This is a genomic window from Streptomyces sp. NPDC001070, assembly GCF_053598835.1.
The window spans coordinates 70,545-70,984 of sequence record NZ_JBSFLB010000026.1 but is presented as its reverse complement, the minus strand read 5'-3'; the positions used below and the strand labels follow the sequence as shown (position 1 = coordinate 70,984).

At 73.6% G+C, this 440-nt stretch carries 1 protein-coding gene; it reads left to right on the top strand.

Annotated elements, in window-relative coordinates:
• A partial coding sequence (locus tag ACWDAS_RS28725) for an outer membrane protein assembly factor BamB family protein (protein WP_450396619.1) occupies window positions 1-440 on the top strand: 440 nt, incomplete at both ends.

Here is a 440-nt window from a genome sequence, read left to right as displayed (position 1 = left end):
GCGGCATCGTCTACGTCGGCAGCAACGACGGCAAGGTGTACGCGCTGGACGCCGCCACGGGCGCCCAGAGGTGGGCCTACGCCACCGGCGGCGCGGTCGGCTCCGACCCCGCGGTGGTCGGCGGCATCGTCTACATCGGTAGCGGTGGCGGCAAGGTGTACGCGCTGGACGCCGCCACCGGCGCCCGGAAGTGGGCCTACGCCACCGGCGACACGGTCTCCTCCGCGCCCGCGGTGGTCGGCGGCATCGTCTACATCGGCAGCGGTGACGGCAAGGTGTACGCGCTGGACGCCGCCACCGGCACCCGGAAGTGGGCCTACGCCACCGGCGACACGGTCTCCTCGGCGCCCGCGGTGGTCGGCGGCATCGTCTACATCGGCAGCGGTGACGGCAAGGTGTACGCGCTGGACGCCGCCACCGGCACCCGGAAGTGGGCCTAC